The organism is Bdellovibrio sp. HAGR004 (genome assembly GCF_055397015.1).
Genome location: NZ_AP029176.1, coordinates 2,366,435 through 2,389,723, shown reverse-complemented (window position 1 = coordinate 2,389,723; position 23,289 = coordinate 2,366,435). Strand labels below are relative to the sequence as shown.

Here is a 23,289-nt window from a genome sequence, read left to right as displayed (position 1 = left end):
ATGAGAAGTCTTGTGAATATTTCTATACTGGCAACTGCATGTGTGGCTGGTCTTGCGATGACGGGCTGCGGTCCTAGTGGCAACAAGCCGAATGTGGAATTGATCCAGGATATGATGGTGACTCCGGCAGTAAAAGCTCAGTCTTATGATGCCGATGCTCCTCATCACCGCGGCATGCGCGTTCCTCCGGAAGGCACAGCACCGGTTGGTTTTGAGCCGTACCAATACGCCACTGACGTAGAGGGCGCTTCCAAAAATCTGAAAAATCCATTGGCTGGTAAAATGGACGAAGAGACATTGCTTGTAGGCCAAAAGTTCTACGAGACAAACTGTGCTCTTTGTCACGGTTTCAAAGGTGAGGGCGGTGAGGCTGCGAAGTCCACGATCTCTGCAAAAATGGCATTGAAACCACCTGCAGTTGTTTCCGACAAAGTTAAAGGTTGGACAGATGGTCACTTGTATCACGTGATCACAATGGGTCAGGGTGTGATGGGACCTTATGCTCCGCACATTCCTCAAGAATACCGTTGGCAGGTCGTTAACTATATTCGCTTCCTAGAGAAGCAAGTTGCTAAGTAGGTTGTAAATGGGCGAACACAATCACGTAAATCTACATATTTCCAAGTTCGAAGCTCCGGCGAAATTGAAAACGCTGAGCTTTGCATTGATCGCTATCGGGATTCTGACGTTTGTTGTTGGTTTGATGAAAAACCAGGACAGACTTTGGACTTCCTATTTGGTGGCGTTCTTCTATTTCTCCTGCATGGCTGTCAGCGGTTTGTTCTGGATTGCGATCAACAACGTGGCGAAAGCCGGTTGGTCTGTTTCCATCCGTCGTTATGCTGAAGCGACAACGTCTTTCATTCCAGCGATTCTTGTCGGTGGTCTGATCTTGTTGTTGGGTTTCAAACACCTTTATCCTTGGGCTAACCCTGAAGTGATTGCTGAAAATCCAGTGATCGCGGCAAAAACGGGTTATCTGAATATGGGTGGCTTTGTGATCCGTTTGTTCATCTTCGCAGTGGGCTGCATGATCTTCCGTCAGGTGATCGTGGGGAACTCTTTGAAGCAGGATAAAACTGGTGACGAGTCCCTGACGACGAAGTCTGTGGCTCCATCTGTTGGTTTCATCGTGTTCTACGCATTGATGTTCTCATTGTTCTGCGTGGATCTGCTGATGTCTTTGCTGCCAACCTGGTATTCCACCATCTTCGGAATCTATGGCTTCTCTGGTATGTTCCAGGCGGGTATGGCATTCCTGGCTATCGTGATCGTCTTGATGAGACGTGCGGGCCTGGTCAAAGGCTATATCACGGAAGAGCACCAGCACGACGTTGTGAAGTACCTGAAGGGCTTCTCGATCTTCTGGGCATACATTGCGTTCTCTCAGTTCATGTTGATCTGGTACGCGAACATCCCTGAGGAGACAGAGTACTACATCGCTCGTGCTCAAGGCGGCTGGATGAGCATTTCCATGGCGCTTCTGATCTTCCGTTTCGTGGTTCCATTCCTGGCGTTGTTGCCTCGTGGTGCGAAAAGAAACGACACGAACGTGTTGGCGATTTCTGCACTGGTATTGGTTATGCAATACGTGGACATTTACTGGATGGTTTACCCGAACTTCTTCGACGGTCACGTGGTCTTCGGATTCTGGGAAATCGGCATCTTCGCCGGTTTCGCGGGTGCCTTCCTGCTGACCATCATGTCCTTCTGGTCTAAGCACTCTTTGGTTCCTGTAAAAGACCCAAGAATGCACGAAGCTTTGAATCACCACGTTGCTTACTAAGTGCAACGTCCGGTGGAGGAGCCGGGGGCTTTGAGCCTCAAAACCTTCGGACACATCCTCGCGCGAAGGGAGCCTTTTACTGGCTCCCTTTTTTTATTCTTTTTACTCTTCTGATTGCTGCCGCCGTTCTTTCGGGCGCTGCGGAACTTGGTTTTGAGGCTCAAAGCCCCCGGCTCCTCCACCTCATTGCTCTTATTCAGCATCGGGTGCTTCTCCGCCACCCCGAACCCCCTCCAGGCTGTTTCGGAAAAGGTGCCTGGTTGTTTTTTCTGGCTACAGCGCGCTACGCGCTGCTGGTCGCGGAAGAAGGGAAGAAGGTGCCTGGTGTTTTTTTACGTCTATGGTGCGTTGTGGGTGTTGGGGGTTTTTGTTAAGTGGCTTTGTTTTAGAGTGTATTTTGTCTGGTTTTTTCGACTTTTCTTGTTTCTCTTTCTTCTTGGCACATTCTTGGTGGTGTGTGGAGGACGTATGAGAAACTTGCTCTCTGTGCTTGTGATCTTGTTACTCTTGACGACCGTGGATTCTTTAGCGGCATCTTCCGTGAAGACTTCTAAAACCCAACAGCTTGTGGACCAGTACTATGCGGCTCCGGAGCTTTGGGCTTCCATTCTGGGCAGTCCGCCTCGACCTTTGCCTCCTGAAGATTATCCGCCGGATAGTCCCGGCAATCCTGGTAATCCCCCTCCAAACCGGCCTCCGAACTGTCCGCCAGATAATGGGGGCGGGGGAGGTTTTCCGGGGCGTTGTGTGGAGGCGGTTTGCAAGCAGCTCAGTCGGTTTGATTGTGACGATAAGGATGATATGTACGAGGTCACCCGCGCCTGCCGCAATGTCAGTGGTCCCTGCGTGACCAGTATTTGCAGTCGGATGTCGCGTTTTTCCTGCGATGAAAAGCTGGAGGTCTTCGAAGTTGCCAATATCTGTCGGGGGTTGGTGGATGTGTCATGTATCGACTATGTCTGTTCGCGCCTGTCGCGTTTTGACTGTGATGAATTGTCGGAGCTTCGGCGGATCGCTCTTCAGTGTCGCTGAGTCGAGAAAAAAAGAGCCCAGAGGTCTGGGCTCTTAGAGTCTTATTTGCCCATTTCGTCTTTCACATCTTTAGCGGCGTCAACAGTGGCGTCTTTAGCTTCTTCCATGCGGTTGCCGGCTTTTTTGGCAGCGCACTTCAAGTCGCCTTCCATGCACACGGCTTCTTCAGCGCGGTGAAGGCCCTTTTTTGCCACTCGTTTGGTCTTGCGGGCGGCCTTTTTGGCTTCCACTTTGACTTCGGCGGCAACCTCTTTGGTGGTTTCTTTTGCTTTTTGCATTTCTGCGGAAGCTTTATCAGAAATCGTTTCTTCGGCATGTGCCATCGAGCCCAGCGCAAGTGCTGTCACCACAGCTACAAAAATAGTTTTCATGTTTTCTCCTTATTGGGTTGTTGAAGTGTTGAGGTGTTGTGTTGAATGATTTGCGAGTTTTTCTCTGGAGATAATGGTTTGTATTTTTGCTGTGGTAAATCAGTAATTTAACAATGTTGTTTAAAGCATTCTATACGCCTGTCCACGTGTTCGACGGTGTTCTCAAATATAGACGGGTCTGATCCGTGGGCTTCCGTTTTGCAATGAAGGTCCTTATGCGAAACGAACCCCTTAAGGATCTAATTTATCTCAGTTCGAGTCAGATTCTTCCCCTGTACTTGCAGAAGCTGCGAGGCGTGCGGTGGTATCGCTCACAAAACATGGCTGAGTTAAAGGAAGTTCTTAAGTCTCAACAAGGAGAAGTCCACGTGATTGTCCGCTCTGATTACCTGAGTCTGCGTGCTGTGCAAGCCTTCCTTAGCTGGGGGCATGCCAAAGTTAAAGCGTCTTTTATCTTTATTGCTCAAAGTATTGAAAACTCAGTTCATCAGGTGGTTTTGAATCACCCGCAGATTCTGGTTTTGCGTGAATCCGAAAGGGAACGCATTGAGGATCTTATAACGCAGCGCCTAAGCGGTAAGAGTGTGCGCAGTCGTAAGCAAGAGCGCATGGCCGTCCTGTCCCAAGTTATGTTGAAGAAGTCGGTGATGGCGGAAAACTCACCCACCGGAGCCTGGGTTCAGTTCCTGCGCGAGGGGATGATGGTGGACTTTTCCTCCGGGGGCGCTCAGATCACTTTGGGCGATGAACCGGTGCAAAGGAAGGACTTCATCAGTTTGATGTATAAGAACCAGCATGGGACTTGGGTTTCTGTGGAATCGCAGGTTCGTTGGGTGACTCAATCGCCCGAAGGCAAGCAGGTCATCGGGGTCCAGTTCCTGGCCGTTTCCTAGCTTTCGGCAGCGCTGATTTGGGGTTGACCCTGACCCCTTGCGGGATTACTACTAATGTGATGCAAATGCGCAATTATTCATCACATTTTCTAACCTGTCCCGCTCGTTTCGCGACGGACTTTTCATGCTCCGGTGAAGCCGGAGTGCAAGCAAACTAATGTCACAAATTACTATCATTCTGCCGGATAACTCTACGAAGGTTTTTGATCATGAACCAACGGCGCTGGAAGTGGCGCAATCTATTGGTCCTCGTTTGGCCAAAGAAACCCTGGGTGCGAAGCTCAATGGATCCAACGAGATCTCTGATTTCCGCACACCTTTGAAAGATCAAACCAAAGTGGCCTTGATCACCACCAAAAGCCCTGAAGCGGTGGAGGTGATTCGTCACTCTTGCGCGCACATCATGGCTCAGGCTGTTCAGGATATCTGGCCGGAAGTGAAAGTGACCATCGGCCCGGTGATCGATAACGGGTTCTATTATGACTTCGATTCTCCATTTGCCTTCACGGAAGAGCATTTCGAAAAAATCGAAAAGAAGATGTCTGATATCGTCGCTAAAGACCTGCCAATCCGCCGTGAAAACTGGCCGATTGCCAAAGCCATTGAAACTTTCAAAGGCATGGGCGAGCGCTTCAAAGTTGAATTGATCGAAGACCTGGCAAGCAAGGGCGAAACTGTTGTTGGTATCTACTTCAACGGAGAAGGTTGGTTTGACCTTTGCCGTGGACCTCACGTGCAAAGCACAGGACAGATCAAAGCCTTCAAGCTTCTTTCTGTGGCCGGTGCTTACTGGAGAGGGGATGAAAAGAACGCCCAGCTTCAGCGTGTCTATGCAACAGCATTCGGTGATAAAAAGGACCTGGAACAGTATCTTCACAATCTGGAAGAAGCCAAAAAACGCGATCACCGCAAGCTGGGTAAAGAACTGGGCATGTTCATGTTCCATGAATACGCTCCAGCGTCTCCATTCTTCACGGGCAAGGGCACGGTTGTTTACAATGAACTTGTGAACTACATCCGTGAGCTTTACCTGCAGTACGACTATCAGGAAGTGATCACGCCGCAGGTGTTTGATACGGAATTGTTCAAAAAGTCCGGTCACTATGCGAACTACAAGGACAACATGTACTTCACCAAGCTGGATGAGCGTGAAAATGCACTGAAGCCGATGAACTGTCCAAGTCACTGTCTTTTGTTCGGAGCAGAAAAGCACTCTTACCGTGAGCTGCCTTTGCGTATTGCGGACTTCGGTCGTTTGCACCGCTATGAAAAATCCGGCGCGATCCACGGGATCACGCGTGTTCGTACGTTCTGTCAGGATGACGCGCACATCTTCTGTTCTTTGGATCAGTTGAAGGTGGAAATTTCCCGCTTCGTGGAAATGCTGAATAAGATTTATCAGACTTTGGGCATGCCAAACTATAAGATCCTTTTGGCGACTCGTCCGGAAAACAAAATGGGCGATGATTCCATCTGGGATCGTTCCGAAGGGGCTTTGGCAGACGCATTGAATGATCTGAACCTGCCATTTGCATACTCTCCGGGAGAGGGCGCCTTCTATGGACCAAAGTTAGAGTTCCACTTTGTGGATGCTTTGGGCCGTTCTTGGCAGACGGGCACCATTCAGGTCGACTTCAATATGCCTGAAGCCTTTGATTTGAAATACACCGGCGAAGACAACAAAGAACACCGTCCCGTAATGCTTCACAGAGCGGTTTTGGGGTCCTTGGAGCGCTTTATCGGGGTTTACCTGGAGCATACGGCCGGTCACCTGCCGCCGTGGCTGTGTCCAACTCAAGTGGCAATCTTGAACGTCACAGACCGTGTGAACACGTTCTGTGAAGAAGTCATGAAACTTCTCAAAGACCACAAAGTTAGAGTTGAATTTGACCGCCGTAATGAGAAGCTAAATTATAAGATTCGTGAGGCCCAGCTTCAGAAGATCCCATACATGATTATCGTGGGGGATAAAGAGGCTGAAACTCGCACCGTGTCTCTTCGTCTGCGTGATGGTTCAGAACACAAAGGTCTGACTGTCGATCAGGTGATGAGCACGATTTTGGATGATATTAATAAACGACAACTTCAGTCTTCACTTGCGAAGGCTGCAGCGACTAACTAAAACCCTGGAGGTTTCCCATTAGCAAGTTTGAAGGTAATTTTAGAGGCGGCGGTCGCTTTGACCGTAACAAAAAAGACTCTAAAGACTCTTTGAGAGTCAACCGTGAGATCCGCGCGCAACAGATTCGTGTTATCGACGATGAAGGTAACATGTTGGGTGTGATGACTGTTCCTGAGGCGTTACGTATTGCTGAAGATAGAGGCCTCGATCTTCTTGAGATTGCTCCAACAGCGACTCCACCGACATGTAAAATCATGGACTACGGCAAGTGGAAGTACGAGAAAAAGAAGCAGGCCACTGCGGCTCGTAAGAAACAAACCGTTGTAACAATCAAAGAGATCCAAATGCGTCCGCGCACGGACCAGCATGACTTTGAAACCAAGATGAACCACGCCCGTCGTTTCCTTTTGGATGGTGACAAGGTGAAGGTTTCCTTGCGCTTCATGGGTCGTGAAATGGCCCACCAAGAGCTGGGCATGGAAGTCATGAAGAAGTGTATCGCTTTTGTTGACGATCTGGCTTTGGTTGAATCTCAACCGAAGATGGAAGGTAAGAACATGTTCCTGATGTTGGGTCCAGACCCACTCAAGATCAAAGAATACCAAAAGCTTCACCCGAACAAGTCCAAGCAAGACACCAAAGAACTTGCTGAACTAAAAGAAGTCGAAGAAGAAGACGAAGAGTAAAAAGGTACCTGCTGCCGTACCCTCCACAGGGGGACCCCCGGCAGTTTTGCAAAAAGGTACCTGCTTACTTTTGCAGAAGCGCCGCAGAAAAAAAGGTGCTTGCTGCGGTGCCCTCCATAAGAGGGGCCCCGCAGTTTTGAAGAAGTATGGCATTGAAGTTGTTAAAGCCCTCGTTGAAAACGGGGGCTTTTTTATTAGCCTCAAAGGAGAATTTATGAAAGCCGTGGTTCAGCGTGTACAACACGCCTCTGTCGTTGTGGAAGGCACAGATGTGTCCAGCATCCAGCGTGGTTTTCTGACTCTGTTAGGGGTTGCCAAGGGCGACACCGAAGAACAACTGCAAAAGCTGATTCAAAAAATCCTGGCGTTAAGAATTTTCCCTGATGAGTCCGGCAAAATGAATTTGTCGCTTAAAGATGTGGGCGGGGAGCATTTGATTGTGTCTCAATTCACATTGCTCGGGGATGCCTCTAAAGGCAATCGCCCCAGCTTTATCAATGCCGAAGCTCCCGATATTGCCAAAGCTTTCTATGAAAAAGCCTTGAAGCTCAGCGAATCTCAAGGGGTTCCCACTCAAGGCGGTGTTTTCGGTGCCGACATGAAAGTCAGTCTGCTGAATGACGGCCCGGTGACTTTGATTCTAGAGGTTTAATAAATTAACCACGCCACAAAGTGGAAAGCCAACGCCAGACCTCGATGCGCCGTTCACCAATGTCAAAATGGTTTCCGTCGAATTCAATATAATCATGAGCAACCTGATTTTGTTTTAAAAGCTCTGAAATCTGGCGACACCCATACTGAAGATGGAAATTGTCCTTCGTTCCGACGTCCAGATATATTCCGTTAACTTGTTTCAGTGCGGAAACTCTTCTTGCCAAAAAGTGCAGAGGATCTTTACTTAAAAACATCTTCCAGACATTTTCATCTTTTCGGCCATCACGCAAAAGCGGGAAGTGGAAGTCCCCATGATCACCTTTGGGCGCATAACAAGCGGCCATACCGAAAGCATTCAACAAGGTATGCCAGTTGCGGTTTTTAGTCAGACGCCCATTGCGCAATTCTTCCAGCGCCTTTAAACCTGACTGATATTTTTCCCACAAAGGCAGCGTTTGATAGAATTCCCCCAGCAGACTGGCTTCAAAAAATGAATCTGGTGCAATAGCCGCAATCAGCCCAAACACCTCAGGATACTTGGAACCCAAGTGCAAAGATCCGTAACCACCACTGGAGCCTCCTGTGACACACCAGTGGTCACGAGTGCTAGCCACCGGATAAAGAGATTTCACTGCCGGAATCAGCTCCGTCATAATGTAATCTTCATAATTTCCAGTCGCCGTGGAATTGATAAACTGCGATCCACCCCAAGTCGTCAAGGCATCGACAAAAACATAAAGCGCCTGCGGAGCTTCACCTTTGTCAGCCGCTTCCAGAATAACCTGAACCGGATTCTTCTCATTGAATTTTGGATTGAAAGAAAACGGTGCATTTCCCGTGAAACCACTTAAGACAACAACCACAGGCCACGGCCCGGCAGCTTGCGGAACCAGCAGGGGATTAAAGCGCACATGAGGATCTTTCAAAGGGTTGATTTTAAGAACTTCACTTTCAATTCGCAACGTTTCGATTTTGAATTGCGGAGTTTCATAAGCGCGGTAATTGGGCAGAATTTCAGTTGTTATCATGACTGAAATTCTGCCACGTTTGAACTCAAGGTCAATAACCTTGCCATTTGTGAATGAACGTCGGGTGATAGATGCCGCTCGGAGTGCCCGGGAAGCCCTTGTAGCTTCCGCTGTCGGCAAAGCCGAAGCTGCCACCGAAGGCCCGACCCACGCAGCGTAGATTTCCATCTGCCGTTTTGCCGCAAGTTGAATAGTAGGCAGCATAGACGGATGTGTAGTTCGTGGTTGCAGCATCAACCACTAAAGGAGTATGGAACACACTGTTGCTGCCGACAAAATGAGGCGAGGCAAGTCCCGAGCCGGTTGCGTTACCCCAGCACTTGATTTGACCACCGGTAACACCGCAAGTGTGAGTCGGTGATGCCGAGATGTCAGTATAGTCTGCGGTGGCATCCGCAGGAGTCGGTGTGTACCTGTTCATAGTGGTTCCGTCACCCAGCAAACCGTTGAAGTTTTGTCCCCAACATTTCAGCTTGTTGGCCGAAGTGATACCGCAAGAGTGATAAGGCCCTAAGGCAACCTTGATATAGGATACGCCGGAATCCACCACGTCTGGCAGGTAATAAGAACTGGTGCCGGATGTCTTGGCAATTTGTCCTGAACTGTTAGACCCCCAGCATTTCAGCACACCAGTGGTCGTGATACCGCACGTATGAGCGACACCCATGTCAATATCACTGTAAGACACACCAGGATCGATGACAGTGAAAGAGCTTCTGCTCGTAGTGTCTCCCAATCCCAAGCGGCCTAAATTGTTCGAACCCGAGCACTTCAATACACCCGTCGTGGTTATGCCGCAGGTTGCATTTTCATAAGAAATAACTTTGCTGTAGGTTGCTGTGGTGTCGGCCACTTTCGGAGTGGTGGCTGACTGGCCGATGCCTGCGGCTTCTCCCAGCTCTCCGACAGCGTTTGATCCCCAGCACTTCATTTGTCCTGCGCTGGTAATCGCGCAGACATCAAAATGACGTTTCGGAGATATATAGCTGTAGTTCGTGCCCGGGTCCAGCATGACCGGCGCAGAACGACGGACGCTGGTTTGTGAGCCGTCACCAAACGGACCGTAGGAGGATCCCATACTGCCCCAGCAGAAAAGTTTATTGGAGGACAGACCACAAGTTTCCGAAGACGCGTCACCCATGCCATCAGACCCGAAGACCGAAAGACTGCTGAAAGTGGAATCCAGAACCGGAGTCATTTTTGGTAGGTACATGTAGTTGCCGTTCCCTGAGCCATACACATAGGCATTATACGGAGAACCATCACCCGTCAAATTCCCCCAGCATTTCAAAGCTCCGGATTGAGTGATACCACAGGCGCGAGAACCGGAGTTACGGACATCGATATAGTTGGTTCCCGCATCCGTCACTGTAGGTTGATAACGGGCGACAAGACTTGGGTCACCAATTTGCATCAACATGTTGGCGCCCCAGCACTTCAGGATATTGCTTGTGGTGATGGCGCAGGTGAATCCACGCGCAGTGGCTGTGGTGCTGTCATCGTTTACGGTTACAAATTTATAGGTATCGCCACCATAGACGGCCACGGGCTGGTTGCGAGTGGTAACGCCGTTGTCGCCGACCTGACCATAGTTGTTGGTTCCCCAGCATTTCATGGTGTCAGCCAGAGTGATGGCGCAGCCGTGTTTGGAGCCAACCGCCACCATTTTGTAGGATTCTGTCGCATCAATAGCGGTCGGGAGGTTGCGGTTTGTTGCAGAGAGGTCTCCCAGTTGGTAGTTCGCATTGTAACCCCAGCAGAAGAGCTTATCATCCGTACGGATCGCGCACGTTGAGCGCGAGCCCGCCGCGACATATTTGTAGGAAGCTGTATTGTCCGTGTCCGTTGGTGACGTTCGTTCCGAGGTGTCACCCAGACCCAATTGCCCGTATTCGTTGCGTCCCCAGCATTTCAATTTGTTATCAGTGGTGATCGCGCAGGTATGCATGTCACCAGAAGCCACCGACAGATAAGTGACACCGGTATCAATATGCAATGGAGAGTTCTGAGTCCCGGTGCTGGAGCCGCCACCGACTTGACCATCTTCGTTACTTCCCCAACAGAAGAGTCTGTTGTCCAGGCTGATGGCACAAGTGTGGTTTTCCCCGGTGGTAACACTGCGGAAGCCTGTCACACCGGCGATCGTGATCGGGACCGGGGAGGTCTGGAATTCGGTGTTCACACCAGTCACCTGACGATTCATATTGCCACCCCAGCAGCGCAAGGAGGCATCTTCCATAATGGCACATTGATGCCCACGGCTGATGGACAGGCTTGAAGCCTTCAGATTCATTTCATCATCGGCAATGAAGTACTGCACCTGATAATCCGCTCCTAAAACAGCTGAAGCCGAGTCTGTATGGGTGAAGTGCAGATTCATCAGTTTTTCACCATCAACCAGATTGTTGTCCGGGAAATTCACAGTGATGCTGGCTGTGGTGGTGTTCGCCGGAATCGTGATAAAGCCTGAAGTCAGATTGTGATGATCCGGATTTGTCGCATCGCCAGAGACTTTGTAGTAAGCCGTCACATCATAGAATTTCGCCGGAGTCATACTTACGGTGATAGTTTGATTTCCCACACCTTCCTGGATTCTGTTCATTAAGGTGCTGGTGATATTCAAAGTGGATATGCTGTCTTTGGACCACGTGACGGAAACAGCATCGGCAGGGTTCTGGAACAAGTTCGTCTGATCACCACCCAATACACATAATGTCACCGGACCATTTGGCAGCGCCGAAATATTGTCGGCGATAGTTGTAGTTGCAACGATGGCAGTAGAGTAGGTGGCCGAAGCGCAGGTGCCGGAAGTGATGATGGCTTTTTTGTATTGACTCACACGGAAGCCAGATACGGTGACACTCAGAGGGTTGGCAGTGGAAACGCCCACAGGGTAGCCTGCCAGAATCGGAGTTGGCGCAGGGTAAGGAGTATTGATTTCCCAGGTGCCGACGACATTCCCGATAGTGACAGTGGCCGTATTGGTTTGCGCATTGACGCTGGGGGAGGTCATGCGAAGTTGGATAACGTGACCGGAATTCACCGGCACGGAAGTTCCCCAATAGCTGCCGGTGGTCAGGTTACGAATCATAGCATCGTGACCAGAGACGGTGGCAATGGCGGCCTGACTGATGGTTCCAAGAGTGGCATTAGTGCTGTTGTAGCGGGTGTTTAAGGTTGCATTGTGAACCTTTGTAAATACCGGTGCCGTAGTCAGCAATGGGCCTACAGCTCCCCAGTAAGCGATCCAGCCATCCCGAATCGCACTGCCATCGGATGTGAATTTAAATGTCATCTTTCCGGAATTGGCTGTTTGACTTGCCGGCAAAACTGTTCCCGAGTAGTTGTTCAACAGAACAGTTCCGGCTATGGTGCCATCATAGACAGTCACTTTATCCCAGGAAGCTTCCGTGTTGAACCTAAGGAAAGACAAGGTGATCGGCGCACCCGTATTGATTTCAAACAGACAGTTTTCGTCGTTGGTGTACATGCCACTGGGCCCACCAGAGTCATAAAGGAATCCCGCTGTGGCTGTGGTCGCAGAGTTCGTGCATAAAGAATAGTGATTTTGTACGTTATAGCGATCCCACTGATATTCACTAGGATGCCACAATGGCTGCCAAGTGCCGTCGGTGTGTTTCCCCAGAAGACACAGTTTCAGACGTTCATCTGCAAACGTGGTCAGATCTGCCGTGACATGTGTGGAGACAGCTGTTTCCGCACTGTAGGAAGTTTCAACCGAGCAGTCTGTTGCCGCCGCTGTGCCCAGTTTGTATTTGTAAGCCACGACATTAGGGCCTCCAACAGTGACATCCAGCGAAGTCACCGCAGAATTGGAAGCCGGGACATTCGTGGCATAAGCGATCACAGACGGATAACCTTCAATAACCAGGTCTTTTCGCCCTGCCAAAGAGTTGGCAGATCCTACCGCTGGCAGAGTCGCCGTGGCATTGTTATTCAAAACATCTTTAATGGAAGTGGCATTAGTCAGAGCCGTTGTTGAATAGTCCAAATCAGCGGAGACATTTTCATAAGCGACCGTATAACGGAAAGTCAGCTCAGTAGAACCGCTGCCGCTCAGGTAAGTGGCGGTGACTCCAGAGCCTGCTGCCAGACTGAGGACCGGAGTCGGGCTGACGACAGTCACAGGTTTTGTAAAGACGACTTGAATATCGATAGTATCACCCGGCTTATAAGTGCCATTGGCATTGCTGGAAGTGACATGAGAGACAGTCGTGGGCGCTAACGGTGTCGCCACAGTCCAATAGTAACTGACATCACCGGCGCGGATATGCGCCAGACGATACTGGTCAGCTGCATTCGGGGAAGTCATGCGCACTTCGATGGTGTTTCCTGGTTCCACTAAAGCCGAAGATCCAAAGCTGGTTCCGGTTGTGACGTTGCGAATTTCTGCATCATATCCAGAGACCGAGAACACAGTCGCTGTACTAATGCCGACAGCTGTGGCGGTTCTTGTATAAACCGTGTTGACAGTGGAGTTCAGTGCTGCCGTGAAAGAAAGTGTCGGGGACAGGTTGGGGATTCCACCCCAGGAAAGAATGATACCGGATTTAACCTGAGAACCATCACTTTTAAACTCTGCATACAAAGTTCCCGAAGTTGAGGACACCGGAGTGTTGTAGACCGTTCCCGCAACAGGACCAAGAATAACCGCGCCCGCAGCTCCGGTCTCGCGCAGTCTTAGGAAGTCATAGTTTGTGTTGTTTTCCGTATCATAGGAGACAAGAGCAGAAATAGCCGCGCCTGTGTTGATGGAGAAATAGCAGTTCGCAATCGTTTCATTATTACTGTAGTCAGCAGTGGGACCACCGGAATCATACAAGCGACCTTTCAATTCGGTGGTCGACTTGACTGTGCCACAAAGATTGTAGGTCGGGATGTCCTCAACATAGTGCCATTGCCCTTGAGTGGCCGTGAAGGCCTTTTGCCAGTTTCCAGAACTGTCTTTACCCAGAACACAGATCTTGAAGATCGAATAGTGGGGATGAGCACTGAAATCATCCGTGATCGGCGTGGCCGCAACAATTTCGTTAGAGTAGTCGCTGTTACTGGAGCAATCTGTTGTATCGTAAAGCCCCATTTTGTATTTGTAAGCCACCACATCGGGGCCTGTGACGGTGATATTCAGACTGCCCGCAGAGTCAGCGCCCATCGGGGCATTGCTAATAATCGCTTTCGCCAGAGGACTGGAGTAAGCATCAATATTGATATTCTTGGTTCCTGCCAAAGAATTGGCAGAACCGGGAGCCGGTAAAGTCAGATTCGCATCGTTATTTAAAGCATCACGAACAGTGCCGGAGGCCAATGCTGAAGTGCTGATATAATCCAGATCCGGATTTTGATCGTTTGTTTGGACTTGATAGTTAAAGATCAAAGACGCCGTCCCGGAACCACTGGCATAGACCGCGTCGCGATCTGTCGTGCCTGTTTCTAAAGTCAGACGGGGAGTTCCCGTGACAGTGACATTTTCATCAAAGTTCACGCGAACTTGAATTGTTTGTCCCGGACCATAAACTCCGTCCGCTGTGATGGCATCCACATTCAGAATCACCGGACCTTGCGTGTCGCGCACCCAAGTGGCCTGAGAAGTGGCGGTAGACCAGTTGCCAGCAGCATCGCGCCCAAAGACACACAGCTTGTAAGCTCCTTGTGCCGAAAGGGGGTCTGTGATTTTTGTAGCAGCGGTATAGTCACTGCCTGTGTAAGCGGCACTGTTAGTACAAACTTCCGCTCCACCCGGAGGCACAATAAAGTAGCGGAAGTGACTGATGTCTGTTCCGCCCACAGTGACATTCAAACTGTTCGTAGTATTTGTTCCGGTTGGAGCCCCAGATAAAGTGGCCGCGGCCGGAGCTTGCGCATCCTTAGGGTAGGTGCTGCTGGCTGTGATGTTATTACCACTGGCACGACTGTGTGACGCCACGATCGTATAAGGAGTTCCGGAGGTGTCTGCCAATGAACTCAAGTCCATGGTGGTGGACCATGTTGTTCCGGTGCACGTGGCAGTTCCAGTCACACCGGGGTGACCTGTCACGGACAGATTAACGGCCTGACCATTTTCCGAACAGGCTCCTGATAAGGCAAAAGCCGCCTGATTGAGGGAGTTGATAAAGGTTCCCGCCACCGGAGAAGTTAAAGACACTGTTGGGATGACGGAATCATGGATGATGGAATCAAACGCACAGTCAGATTCATTGCCAGCAAGATCGCAGACTTTGAAATACACGGTGTTGGTATTGTTGGTAGCAGGTAAAGTCCAGGATTTGCTGGCGGCATAAGTTTCCCACGAACCGCCATTCAGGCACAGAGCCGTGTTGGTCGCATACATCTGTACACCATCCGTGGTGGTGCTGTATAAGGTTGCACTTAAACTGTTGGTGTAGGGATCGCCATTGTTGATAGAAAAACTATCTACAGTGGGGACCACCGTGTCTTTATTAAAGACCTTATTCACTTCCGAAGCTGCAGCACCGTTGGCGCGTGTATGATTCAGTGTGAAGGTCAAATTGCCTTGAGGCGAAGAACTTAAATCCAAAGTCTTTGTCCAGGCACCGCTGGTACACGTTGCTGTCGTGGCACTTTGTCCGGTCACGGCGATATCCACGGGACGGCCTTCTTCAGAACACGCTCCGGAAATCACAAAGGCAGAAACAGTGGCCAGATTGATATAGGTGCCATCCACCGGGGACGCCAGTGACAGGGATGGAAAAGTACTGACGTGGGTGATACTGTCGCTATAGCACGGCGATGCGTTGCCAGCATTGTCTTTGTATTTTACATAGACAGTATTAAGCGCATCGGCAGTTGGCAGAGTCCAAGTCTTACTGGTAGCAAAATTTTCCCACGAGCCACCTGCAGAACATCCCGCAGTATTGGTGATATACATTTCATCGGCATCAGTGCCGGTCAGACCCAAGGTCACGTCCAGATCATTGGTTGTCGCGGCACCAGCATTGATAGTTAATGAACCCGTAGGCCCGTCGGTGTCTTTTAGATAGGTGGGCGAGTTTGCAGTTTCAGAATTCCCGGCCGCATCACTTAAAGTGGCGGACAGTTGGAAAGTTCCCTGAGGCAGCGAGCTTAAATCCAGAATGGCAGAAAAGCTGCTGCCGGAACAAACCGTCGTAGCCACGAAGGAGGCCGGTCCGGAAAGAGTGATAGGGCGGGCATCTTCTGAACAAGTTCCGCTCACAGTGAAAGCTGTAACATTTCCTGAATGAACTAAAGCTCCAGAGGTCGGCAAAGTAAACGCCAGAGTCGGAGCAATATTGTCGTGCAGAATATCATCATTCAAACACGCAGTTTCATTGCCGTTGGCATCTCTGAATTTGGCATAAACTGTGTTAGTCGCGTTGGCGCTGGTCAATGTCCATGGAGCCGCAGCATTGTAGGCAATCCAGGAGCCTCCACTGCACGCGGCATTGGAAGTCAGAAGCATTTCTGTAACATCGCTCACAGAGCTGTTCAAAGTGGCGGACAAAGAGTTCGTCACGGCCGCTCCGTTATTCAGAGCCAACGAGGAAACCACCGGGCCCGTGACATCACGGTTCACCGTGGCCGTCGCTGTTCGCGTGTTGCCCACAGGATCTTCGTGAGTGGCGGTGATGGTGACGGAAGCTCCGGACAAGGAGGTCAGATCCAGAGTCTTCGTGTAAGTGCCGCTGGTGCAAGGGGCCGTGTCCTGTAGAGTGCCCACAGATAAAGTCACAGGACGATTTACTTCAGAGCAAGTGCCACTGATAATATAGGCCGTTTGATTTAAGGACATGATCACAGGCAAACTGTCCAGTGTGATTGTCGGAGGCACCACGTCCTTCGTGATAGCCAGACGATATTCCTTGGCACTGCCGCCTGGAGGTGTCACCTGGGCAATCAGATCTCCGCTGAAAAGGGCGGGCAGGGAACTCAGATCCAGATTCTCGGTCCATTGACGATCCGAGCAGGTGAAGGTTTTAAGATTTGTGCTGGCTCCGGCAGAAAACTCAATCACGGACCCTAAAAGACAAGTCCCTTTGAAAGGGGCCGCAGCCACGTTGTTTTCGTTGATCAAGGATTGAGACAGGCTTTCCAAAGAAAACGCGCCCATATAAGTGATCGGATTTGAGCACGAGGAAGAACTCATGCTTCCGTTAGCCAGAAGAACAAAAACTTTGAACGTGTATTCAACACCGTCTTCAGGAGTGAAGGTCGGAAGGTGAGAGGATTCCGAAGGACCCACATGGGCCACGGGCAGAATCGGAGTTTCACAAGAATCCCCACGGAAATAGAGAACTTGTTGTTCTTTGATGTCGGCTTTAAGGGGACGGTTCCATTCAGCTTTCAGCAGACCTTGTTGGGTCATGCTGTCGCCGTTCCATTTTAAAGTTGTGGGGATGGAGTTTTCACCAGCCAGTTGCAATTCCAATGTACATCCCGCCAGCAACAGCGGAAGAGAAAGCAGGAGACCTATAAAGCTCCGGCCGGACAACCTAGTGGTGTTAAGAAACGTTCCAATCATGGGTTCTTAATCGGTTTTTTCGGAGCAACGCTAAACGGTCAAAAATCTGTAAAATGTTCTGGAAACTCGTGGAAACACAAGGCTTTCTGGCTGCAATCCTTTGAATACCAGGGCTTTGCGGGCAAGATTATAAGTCTGTAATGACCGAGGTCGCCAGAAAAACAAGAGAATATCTCGTTTTTAAAGAGGCTCTCTCTAAGTCCTCAAAAAGCTTGATTTCCCGTCCCTTTCGACCTAAAACGGTGAGTCCGTAATTATGACTGGCTAAGGCAATGGTTAAGAGTCCTCCCTGTCGGGAAGAACGCCTTATCGGTAGAAGGTATGCACTATGAAAATGCGCACTCATTCTGGCGCTAAAAAACGCATGAAAGTTCTTTCAAGCGGCAAAATTAAGAAAAAAAGCACTCGCATGCGTCACTTGAACTCTCACATGAGCTCTAAGACGAAAAGACAACTAGGTAAGACATCATACGTTGAAGACGCGAACTTGCTACAAGCTCGTCGTTGCTTGGTATTCTAATCTAATTTTTAAAAATTGTCTTTTCTGTGCCCGGCTAAGTCCGTGGCGTAATGAGGTTTAAAATGGCTCGTGTAAAATCTGGTAAAACAAATCGTGCTCGTCACAAAAAAGTTCTTAAAAGAGCAAAAGGTTACTACAGCGCTGGTTCTCGCGCTTACATCCACGCAGTTGAGAAAAACGACCGTGGTATGGCGTTCGCTTACCGCGACCGTAAAGTTAACAAACGTAACTTCCGCACTTTGTGGAATCAACGTATCAATGCAGCAGCTCGTTTGAACGGGACTACATACTCTCGTTTGATCGGTGGCTTGATTAAAGCTGGCATCCAAGTTGACCGTAAAATCTTGGCTGACCTTGCAATCAACGACGCAGCAGCATTCACTGCGCTTTGCAAACACGCTTTGGCGTAATTGGCTTTCACTCCGGTTTTTCCGGAGTAAGTTAGCTTCTGTATAAGGGAGCCGCTGAATGGACGAGTCCAAAAACCAGTTTGAACAAAGAAAGCGCGATCACATCAGAATCGCGCTGGATCCAAGGTCTCAGACCGAAGGACAAAATGGATTGGACTCGATCACTTTAATTCACGAGGCTTTGCCTGATCTGAATTATAAAGAGGTCGAGATTTCGACCTCTTTTGTTTTTTCCGGGGATGCCATCCCACTGTCCTCTCCTATTTTTATTTCTTCCATGACCGCAGGCCATGAAAAGGGCCGCGAGATCAACGAGGCTTTGGCCCGTCTCAGTGATCGTCGTCAGATCCTTATGGGTGTTGGGTCACAACGTCGTGAGTTGGAAGATTCCAATGCAGCCGAAGAGTGGACTAAGGTGCGTAAGCAAGCGCCGAAGGCCCGTTTCTTGGGAAACATTGGAATCGCTCAACTGATTAAGTCTCCTATTGATAAAATCCGCCGCTTGATTGATTCCACAGAGGCGGTGGCCTTGTTTGTTCACTTGAATCCCCTGCAGGAAGTTTTGCAGCCCGAAGGAACCACAGAGTTCCGCAATGGTTTGCAGGCCATCGAAAATCTGGTGAAGCTTGCAGGTGTTCCGGTGATCGTGAAGGAAACGGGTTGTGGTTTTTCCGTACCGACGTTAAAGCGTCTGGAAAACACTGGTATCTATGCCGTGGATGTCAGTGGTAAAGGGGGAACTCACTGGGGTCGAGTGGAAGGTTACCGCTCCGAAGAATCCCAGATGCTTTATCAGGTGGCGCAGACTTTCGCGGACTGGGGCATTAGCACCACTCAAAGTTTGTTAAATGGCAAAGAAGCCCGGGTAGAGTATCAGCTCTGGGCATCGGGCGGCGTGAGAAATGGTTTGGAAATTGGTAAACTAATGGCGTTGGGTGCTTCTAAAGTCGGGGTTGCAAAACCTTTCCTGGAAGCGGCCCTTCAAGGCGATGAGGCTCTTGAAAATCTGCTGACCCGTTTAGAGACAGAGTTGAAAGTAACGATGTTCTGCACGGGCTGTCGCAATCTGAAAGACCTCCAAAGCAAGAAGGTGATTCAATGACAAAACAACTTCAGGATATCTTTAAAGGCTTTTCAAAACTTTCCCGCGAAGAGCGTCTGAAAGCACTTAAAGAAGTCGGTGCATTGAACGAGGCAGAGGCCGAATATCTGGCCAAGGGCGGTTTGAAAGACACGTCCCTGGGCGAGAAATTTATCGAAAATGTGATCGGCTATTTCCAGCTTCCACTGGGTGTTGTGACCAACATGCGCGTGGACGGCAAAGACTTTGTCGTGCCTATGGCGGTGGAGGAAACCTCCATCGTGGCCGCGTGCTCTAAAACAGCCAAGTGGATCCGTGAATCCGGCTCCATCACCACTGAGGTTGTGGGGAATGAGATCATAGGTCAGATTCAACTGGCGAAAATCCGCAACTTTGTCGATTTTGAAAAACAGATTCTGGCTCAAAAAAATTATCTGATTGAAGCTGCCAACCGTGAAGTGGCCTTCGGTTTGGTTCGTCGCGGGGGTGGAGTGCGTGACTTGCAAGTCCGCCGTGTGCCTCGGGGCGACGGCACCGATATGGCCGTGATTCACATTCTGATGGACCCGTGCGACGCCATGGGTGCGAACATAATCAATCAGGTGTGTGAATACCTGAAAGAGCCGATTGAACAATTCACCGGCGAAAAGGTCACGATGTGCATCCTTTCCAATCTGGTGGATTCAAAGATCACCCGTGCGGTGGTTCGCATTGACGATATCGAACCTGAATTGGCTGAAAAAATCGAAGAAGCTTCTTTGTTTGCCCAGCAGGATCCGTATCGTGCGGCCACCAACAACAAGGGCGTTTTGAACGGAATTGATCCGATCTTGATTGCAACAGGTAACGACTGGCGTGCGGTGGAGGCGGGGATTCATGCCTATGCCTGCCGCGATGGTCAGTACCGCTCCATCACTCGCTGGTACCGTGAAGGCAAAAGTCTGGTGGGTGTGTTTGAAGCGCCGCTGGTTGTGGGGACTGTGGGGGGTGTGACCACATTGCATCCGACGGCAATGCTTTCCATGAAGATGCTGGACACAAAATCTGCCAATGAATTGTCCCGTATTATTGCGGCGGTGGGTTTGGTGCAGAATCTTGGTGCTTTGAAAGCGCTGACCACGGTGGGAATCATCGAGGGTCATATGAAGCTTCATACTAAGAATCTGGCTTTGGGTGCCGGTGCGGAAGAAAAAGAAATTCCGATGGTGCAAAAAAAGCTGGAGGAAATTCTGGCGATTCGCAAGCGCATCTCCCTGAGCAATGCCATCGATGTTCTAAAAGAACTTCGCGCGGCTCAAAAAGCGCAGGCAACGACGACTCAACATCATTCTTAGGAGAAGGCCTTGTCTTTGGTCTTCTCGGTCCCTGGAAAAACTTTTCTGGCTGGTGAATACCTGGCCCTCGCTGGAGGGCCGACGCTGGTGTTTTTGTCCCAGCCATGTTTTGAAACGGAAGTTTCAATGGGTACTGGGCGTTTGCAGGGGATCCATCCCGAGTCACCAGCTGGCTTGTTCGTCGCCAAACACCGTGAATATTTTAAAAATTTTGACATCCAGTTTCGCGATGCTTATGCCGGCAAAGGGGGCTTCGGTGCCTCCACGGCGCAGTTTCTTTCCGTGTATGCGATGTGGCTTCTGAAGGAAACTCATCAGCAGGATATGGAAAAGCATTTGGACTTTAAACCCCTGCTGGAAGAATACTACAAGGTTGCTTGGACCGGCCAAGGGCAGCGCCCCAGTGGCGCCGATCTGGTGGGGCAATTAAAAGGGTCTTTGACGTTCTTTGAAAAACGCCAGGGGCTGATCTCGGTGAAGGGGTGGCCGTTTGCAGATTTGGAATTCCATTTGGTTCATACGGGCAACAAACTTGCTACGCATGAACACCTGCGTAACTTGCCAGTGTTCCAAACCCATGGCTTGGAAACTGCTTTTGCTCTGATTCGTGAAGCCTTTGAAAAACAAGAAAGTGATCTGTTTGTCGAAGGTATCAAGTCTTATGCATTCGAATTGCAACAATTGGGCTTCACGTGTGATCCGACCTTGCAATTGCTTGAGGAAATCCGCAGGATCCCAGGAGTTCGGGCCGCGAAAGGCTGTGGCGCCTTGGGGGCCGACGTGATCCTGGCGGTCATTGGGCGCGGGGAATCTCAAGAATTTAAAAACTACTGTGAAAGCATGGGACTTTCCCTGCTTTCATCCTCTGATAAAATCTCTGAAGGACTTAAGAATCGGGGAAGCTTATGAAACAAGTGACTGTCTCTGCTCCATCCAATATCGCTTTGATCAAATACATGGGTAAGATCGAAGGTTCCGGCAATAAACCCACAAATGGGTCTTTGTCCTACACTTTGGAAAACCTGCGCACCTTTGTGCGACTGACTGAAATCGAGGGTGGTTCTGATCAGTGGAAGCCTTTGGTGCGAGAAGACCTGCAGAAGATCGAACTATCTGAAAAAGGCCAGCAGCGTTTTATCAAGCACTTGCAAAACCTGAAAGAAAAGTGGGGCGTAAAGCAGAACTTCCTGATCGAGTCTGCCAATAACTTCCCCTCTGACTGTGGGCTGGCAAGTTCGGCTTCCAGCTTCGCGGCGCTGACGTTGGCTGCGGCAGAGATGTTCCAGCAGATCCATCCTCAACCCTGGGGCACGGATAAAAAATATCTTTCTGAGCTGTCCCGCCAGGGTTCGGGTTCTTCATGTCGTTCTTTATTCAGTCCATGGGCCTTGTGGCAGCATGAATATGCCGAACCCATGGGGTTGGAGTTCAAAGACCTGCACCACATGGTGGTGATCGTGGAAGACTCCAAAAAAGAAGTGTCCAGCTCTGAGGCGCACAAACTAGTGACCACCAGTCCAAGATTTGAAGGCCGTCCGGAACGAGCTGAAATGCGCCTGAAGGATCTTGCCAATGCCATGCGCTTCAATGACTGGCATTTGGCCCGTCAGATTGTCTGGGATGAGTTCATCGACATGCACCGCTTGTTTGAAACCAGCACACCGTCTTTCAGTTATATGACTGAGGGTTCGAAGAAGGTTTTGGATGACTGTCAGGCTTTCTGGAACAAGTGGCAGGATGGACCTCTGGTGACTATGGATGCGGGCGCGAATGTGCATCTTCTATTCCGCAACGATCAGAAAAAACAATTTGAACAGTACCGTGAACATTTCAAGAAGGACTTCAAGGTTTTGGCTTTTGAAGGTGTGAAAGACAATGTCCATTGATTTTACCTGCAAGTCCTATGGTAAGTGCATCCTGGTCGGGGAACATTCCGTTTTGCGAGGTTCTCCGGCGCTGGTTGTTCCCATTCAGTCCCGCAATCTGGATCTGAGTTATTCTAAAGGGGACAACCCATTGGAGCTTCGCCTGGTCGGAGATCATGGCAAAGAGTTGCAACTTCTGATCTGGGGAGTTCTGGAAAAAGCCTGCGAGTTAAAAAAGATCTCTCGAACTGATCTTAAGGGCACGCTTCTTCTGGAATCTTCCATTCCTGTCGGGGCGGGCATGGGCGCCTCGGCGGCTTTGTGTGTGGCTTTGACCCGTTGGCTGGGATATCTGAGTTACGTTGACGAAGCGGATTACTATGAGTTTGCCCGAAATCTGGAAAATCTTTTCCATGGGGAATCCAGTGGAGTCGACATCGCTGTGGCATTGTCCGGTGAAGGCTTGCGCTTTGTGCGCGACGGTGCCAGGACTCCACTTGTGATGGCTTGGCGACCGCACTGGTATATTTCATACTCTGGCAAACGGGGTGTCACCGTGGATGCCGTGAACAAGGTCAAAGATTTGTTATTGAAAGATCCTGCGTGCGGTGAAGCCATCGACATGCAAATGCGCCAGGCGGTCAGTGCGGCGGAAGCGGCCTTGAAAATGGATGCGGCCCAGGGTTTGCCGGCTTTGGCCGAGGCCATTAATTTGGCGGCAGGATGTTTTGAAAAATGGAATCTGAATGAAGGCGAACCCGCCAAACACATTCAATGGCTGAAAGACCAAGGCGCTCTGGCTGTAAAACCCACCGGCTCCGGCGGCGGAGGTTACGTCCTGTCTCTGTGGACCAAACCCGCCCCACCAAACCTCAACCTCATCCCTTGCTAGAAGACGCCTGGCAAAAGGTGCCTGGTTGTTTTTTCTGGCAATCCTGCGTTACTCTTCTTGGGTAGCGACTTTCAATGTTTTCCCCGGAGGTTGTTGG

At 50.0% G+C, this 23,289-nt stretch carries 18 protein-coding genes; 14 read left to right on the top strand and 4 right to left on the bottom strand.

Annotated features, from left to right (window positions below; translation table 11 throughout):
* Both ACZ5ZV_RS11950 and ACZ5ZV_RS11945 read left to right on the top strand, forming a co-directional pair.
* Positions 1-579, top strand: a complete 579-nt coding sequence (locus ACZ5ZV_RS11950) for a c-type cytochrome (protein WP_464117225.1) — start codon at positions 1-3, stop codon at positions 577-579.
* Positions 580-586: 7 nt separating this feature from the next.
* Positions 587-1,786 (top strand): molybdopterin oxidoreductase, encoded by a 1,200-nt coding sequence (locus tag ACZ5ZV_RS11945; RefSeq protein ID WP_464117224.1) that lies wholly within the window; start codon positions 587-589, stop codon positions 1,784-1,786.
* Here the strand turns inward: ACZ5ZV_RS11945 and ACZ5ZV_RS11940 are convergent.
* Complete coding sequence (locus ACZ5ZV_RS11940) at positions 1,783-2,007, bottom strand: hypothetical protein (RefSeq protein ID WP_464117223.1); 225 nt, start codon at positions 2,005-2,007, stop codon at positions 1,783-1,785. The genes ACZ5ZV_RS11945 and ACZ5ZV_RS11940 overlap by 4 nt on opposite strands.
* 247 nt (positions 2,008-2,254) lie before the next feature.
* Here ACZ5ZV_RS11940 and ACZ5ZV_RS11935 point away from each other — a divergent pair, with 247 nt between their 5' ends.
* Entirely contained in the window at positions 2,255-2,818 is a 564-nt protein-coding gene (locus ACZ5ZV_RS11935) for a hypothetical protein (protein ID WP_464117222.1), read from the top strand.
* 41 nt (positions 2,819-2,859) lie between these two features.
* Here the strand turns inward: ACZ5ZV_RS11935 and ACZ5ZV_RS11930 are convergent, their stop codons facing one another.
* Positions 2,860-3,189, bottom strand: a complete 330-nt coding sequence (locus ACZ5ZV_RS11930; RefSeq protein WP_464117221.1) for a hypothetical protein — start codon at positions 3,187-3,189, stop codon at positions 2,860-2,862.
* 215 nt (positions 3,190-3,404) lie between these two features.
* Between ACZ5ZV_RS11930 and ACZ5ZV_RS11925 the strand changes: the two genes are divergently transcribed.
* The 4 genes from ACZ5ZV_RS11925 to dtd all read left to right on the top strand — a co-directional run bounded on the left by ACZ5ZV_RS11925 (position 3,405) and on the right by dtd (position 7,542).
* Positions 3,405-4,082: a PilZ domain-containing protein gene (locus ACZ5ZV_RS11925; RefSeq protein ID WP_464117220.1), complete on the top strand. Its 678-nt coding sequence runs from the start codon at positions 3,405-3,407 to the stop codon at positions 4,080-4,082.
* A 157-nt stretch (positions 4,083-4,239) separates the two neighbouring features.
* On the top strand, positions 4,240-6,204 hold the full coding sequence (gene thrS, locus ACZ5ZV_RS11920; protein WP_464117219.1) for a threonine--tRNA ligase: 1,965 nt from the start codon (positions 4,240-4,242) through the stop codon (positions 6,202-6,204).
* 89 nt (positions 6,205-6,293) lie between these two features.
* Positions 6,294-6,890: a translation initiation factor IF-3 gene (gene infC, locus ACZ5ZV_RS11915; protein WP_464117218.1), complete on the top strand. Its 597-nt coding sequence runs from the start codon at positions 6,294-6,296 to the stop codon at positions 6,888-6,890.
* 214 nt (positions 6,891-7,104) lie between these two features.
* Positions 7,105-7,542, top strand: coding sequence for a D-aminoacyl-tRNA deacylase (dtd, locus tag ACZ5ZV_RS11910; protein ID WP_464117217.1), 438 nt, complete (start codon positions 7,105-7,107; stop codon positions 7,540-7,542).
* Between the two features lie 4 nt (positions 7,543-7,546).
* Here the strand turns inward: dtd and ACZ5ZV_RS11905 are convergent, their stop codons facing one another.
* Positions 7,547-8,572 (bottom strand): alpha/beta hydrolase-fold protein, encoded by a 1,026-nt coding sequence (locus ACZ5ZV_RS11905; protein ID WP_464117216.1) that lies wholly within the window; start codon positions 8,570-8,572, stop codon positions 7,547-7,549.
* Between the two features lie 31 nt (positions 8,573-8,603).
* Positions 8,604-16,997, bottom strand: a complete 8,394-nt coding sequence (locus tag ACZ5ZV_RS11900) for an RCC1 domain-containing protein (RefSeq protein WP_464117215.1) — start codon at positions 16,995-16,997, stop codon at positions 8,604-8,606.
* Positions 16,998-17,418: 421 nt separating this feature from the next.
* On the opposite strand from ACZ5ZV_RS11900, the gene rpmI reads away from it, so the two are divergent.
* The 7 genes from rpmI (at position 17,419) to ACZ5ZV_RS11865 (ending at position 23,192) form a co-directional block, all read left to right on the top strand.
* Entirely contained in the window at positions 17,419-17,610 is a 192-nt protein-coding gene (gene rpmI, locus ACZ5ZV_RS11895; protein ID WP_142695939.1) for a 50S ribosomal protein L35, read from the top strand.
* Between the two features lie 62 nt (positions 17,611-17,672).
* A complete protein-coding gene (rplT, locus tag ACZ5ZV_RS11890) occupies positions 17,673-18,020 on the top strand; it encodes a 50S ribosomal protein L20 (protein WP_011164103.1) in 348 nt (115 codons plus the stop codon).
* A gap of 58 nt (positions 18,021-18,078) precedes the next feature.
* The gene (gene fni / locus ACZ5ZV_RS11885) at positions 18,079-19,122 is read left to right on the top strand and encodes a type 2 isopentenyl-diphosphate Delta-isomerase (protein ID WP_464117214.1); all 1,044 of its coding nucleotides are present in this window, start codon (positions 18,079-18,081) and stop codon (positions 19,120-19,122) included.
* A complete protein-coding gene (locus ACZ5ZV_RS11880; protein WP_464117213.1) occupies positions 19,119-20,435 on the top strand; it encodes a hydroxymethylglutaryl-CoA reductase, degradative in 1,317 nt (438 codons plus the stop codon). The genes fni and ACZ5ZV_RS11880 overlap by 4 nt, the downstream gene beginning before the upstream one ends.
* Before the next feature lie 9 nt (positions 20,436-20,444).
* Positions 20,445-21,344 carry a hypothetical protein gene (locus ACZ5ZV_RS11875; RefSeq protein WP_464117212.1) on the top strand — a complete coding sequence of 300 codons (900 nt, stop codon included), beginning with the start codon at positions 20,445-20,447 and terminating at the stop codon, positions 21,342-21,344.
* Positions 21,341-22,321 (top strand): diphosphomevalonate decarboxylase, encoded by a 981-nt coding sequence (gene mvaD, locus ACZ5ZV_RS11870; protein WP_464117211.1) that lies wholly within the window; start codon positions 21,341-21,343, stop codon positions 22,319-22,321. The genes ACZ5ZV_RS11875 and mvaD overlap by 4 nt, the downstream gene beginning before the upstream one ends.
* Positions 22,311-23,192 carry a mevalonate kinase family protein gene (locus ACZ5ZV_RS11865; protein WP_464117210.1) on the top strand — a complete coding sequence of 294 codons (882 nt, stop codon included), beginning with the start codon at positions 22,311-22,313 and terminating at the stop codon, positions 23,190-23,192. Before mvaD ends, ACZ5ZV_RS11865 begins: the two co-directional genes overlap by 11 nt.
* The last annotated feature ends 97 nt before the right edge of the window (positions 23,193-23,289 follow it).